Here is a 2,666-nt window from a genome sequence, read left to right as displayed (position 1 = left end):
GACTGATAGCAAGGTCACAGCACCTGCTACAAGTTTTTTCTTCATGAAAATTACTCTCCGTTCCTTTTTAAACTTCCTCTATTTTACCACAAATTAGAGAGAATACCTTAAATTTACCTAAAAAGAGCTAGGATCTGGCAAGGTTACCGTCTCTGCATTTTTACGAATCATCAAAATACCGTCTCCAAGTGGCACCAAGCTAGCTGTCAAATCTGGATGGTTGAGAGTCGCGTTAAAGAGGTTTTGAAGACCTCGATAAATGGTCCGTTGCCCACGACGAACTTCCATGATGTCTTTGGCAACATCTCCTCCTTGGAAAATATCATCCAATACTACGACTCCCCCAACTTCTAAGAGTTCGAGAATTCGTGGCAAAAAGACGATGTACTTAGACTTAGCAGAGTCCATAAAGACAAAGTCATAGGTCTCTGTTAAATCCCGCAAGACATCTACCGCATCTCCTTCAAGCAAGGTAATTTGCTTTCTCAGATCGTATTTAGCTAGATTTTTCTTGGCAAAGTCAATCATTTCTTCGTTACGATCAATGGTAGTAATTTGTGCATTGGGAGCATTTTCAGCCATTAAGAGCGCCGAAAACCCAATTGCCGTCCCAATTTCAAGGATTTTCTTTGGTTGTAGGGCTTGTAGGAGTAGTCTAAAGTATGCTACCGTTTCATGCGGGATGATGGGAATATTTTCCTTGTGGGCGAATGCTTCTAATTCCTTTAGGGCACCCGCTACCGGTTTTTGACGCGTACGCATAAAGTCAACGATCTCATCTTTTACCACTGGACGGCGCATATTGTGGTTGGCATTTTTACTATAAGACTCTACCATCTTATGCGAGTCCTAATTTTTCTACTAGGGCTTCAAATTCATTCAAACGACGTTCAAAGACTGCAAAGGCTGCGTCCAAATAGTCTTCTTTTTCCATATCCACACCTGCTTTGCGGATGACATTTAGTGGATAATCAGAGTTTCCAGCCTTCAAGTAGTCGATATATTTGTCACGATCTTCTTGGGTTCCATGAACGATTTTTTCAGCTAGAGCTGAAGCTGCTGCAAAACCAGTTGAATATTGGAAGACATAGTAGTTATAGTAGAAGTGAGGTATCCGAGCCCATTCATATTGGATCTCAGGGTTGTCTTCTTTTGAAAGACCATAGTATTTTTCATTGAGCTCTGCATAAAGGTTGTTCAAGAACTCACTAGTCAAAACGGTACCTTCTTGGTCTGCTTTATGAATGGCATGCTCAAATTCGGCAAACTGGGTTTGACGGAAGACCGTTCCACGGAAGCCATCCAAGAAGTGATTCAAAATAGCAAAACGAGTTGCATCGTCTTCTACTTCTTCTAACAGACGTTCGGTCAAGATATTTTCATTGGTTGTAGAGGCGATTTCAGCAAGGAAAATTGAGTAGTCCCCATAGACATAAGGTTGGGTTTCACGGGTATAGCTAGAATGCATACTGTGACCAGTTTCATGCACCAAGGTGAAGAGATTATCCAATGTATCTTGCCAGTTTAACAACATGAAAGCATTGGTATCATAAGAACCACCTGAATAGGCACCTGAGCGTTTCCCTTGGTTGACATGCACATCAATCCACCGTTCGCTAAAGGCACGTTTCACACGAGAAAGATAGTCCTCCCCCAAAACAACCAAGACTTCTTCTGCTTTGGCCAATGATTCTTCATAGGTAAACTTGTAGTCTGTATCTGATAATGGCGTATACATATCGTACATCTTCAAGTCTGAGATTCCTAGAATTTTTGAACGCAATTGCACATAGCGTTGCAAGAGTGGCAAATGTTTGTTTACAGCTGCTACCAAGCTATCATAAACACTTTCTGGTACAAAGTTTTCAGAAAGGGCCGCTTCACGGGCAGATGAGAATTTGCGAACTTTGGCATTAAAGTTGTGAACTTTTACATTGGTTTGCAAGGTTTTAGCATAAGTATGTTGGTACTGTTCATAGACCTTGTAGAGACCTTCGTAAGCTTCTTTACGAACGGCACGATCTTTTGATTCTACCAATGAAATATAGTTTCCATGTGTTAATTGAACTTCTTCGCCCTTGTCATCATGCACAGTTGGGAAAACAATATCTGCATTGTCCAAGATTTCAAAAGTTTCACCACCAGCTGCAAAGATCTCACCAGCTCCTGCAAGTAATTCCTCTTCTTTTTGAGACAAGACATGTTCTTTTTTCTCTAGCAAACGATCAAAATAATGACCATATTGTTCCAAGGCTGGAACTTCACTCACAAAGGCCTTGTATTGCTCATCCGTAATGGCCATGAATTCAGGCTCGTAGAAGGCAAAGGTTTCTCCCAACAAGCTATAAAGAGACATCCCTTTTGATTGGTATTCTTGGTATTTAGCCACTCGTGTATCTTGGTCATTTTTCATATGAGCATAGACATAGACCTTTTCTAAGCGACGGCTCAATTCCAAATAAGCATTGGTGGTCTCCAAAAGCGTTTGTGCTGAATCCAACAAATGGCCAGCATAGTGGCTAGCTGCTTTAATATCTGCAGCTAAGCTGGATGCTTCCTCTTCCCAAGCTTGATCTGTCGCAAAAATTGTCGACAAATCCCATTGGTATTTTTCATCAATTTCATTACGTTGTTTTACCATTTCGATTAATCCTCCAATGGTACTA

General features: G+C 41.0%; 2 protein-coding genes. Both read right to left on the bottom strand.

The features are described 5' to 3' along the window. Positions 1-117: 117 nt before the first annotated feature. A complete protein-coding gene (locus SPADD19_RS04965; protein WP_061455421.1) occupies positions 118-837 on the bottom strand; it encodes an O-methyltransferase in 720 nt (239 codons plus the stop codon). 1 nt (position 838) lies between these two features. Beyond that, positions 839-2,641 carry an oligoendopeptidase F gene (gene pepF, locus SPADD19_RS04960; RefSeq protein WP_061455420.1) on the bottom strand — a complete coding sequence of 601 codons (1,803 nt, stop codon included), beginning with the start codon at positions 2,639-2,641 and terminating at the stop codon, positions 839-841. Positions 2,642-2,666 lie beyond the last annotated feature (25 nt).

This window comes from Streptococcus parasanguinis, from assembly GCF_001578955.1.
GTDB lineage: Bacteria > Bacillota > Bacilli > Lactobacillales > Streptococcaceae > Streptococcus > Streptococcus parasanguinis_U.
This window is presented reverse-complemented; position numbering and strand designations above follow the sequence as displayed.

Excerpts from the sequence above, each read along its gene's own strand:
- SPADD19_RS04965 (WP_061455421.1), bottom strand. The coding sequence starts at position 837 with ATGGTAGAGTCTTATAGTAAAAATGCCAACCACAATATGCGCCGTCCA.
- pepF (WP_061455420.1), bottom strand. The coding sequence starts at position 2,641 with ATGGTAAAACAACGTAATGAAATTGATGAAAAATACCAATGGGATTTG.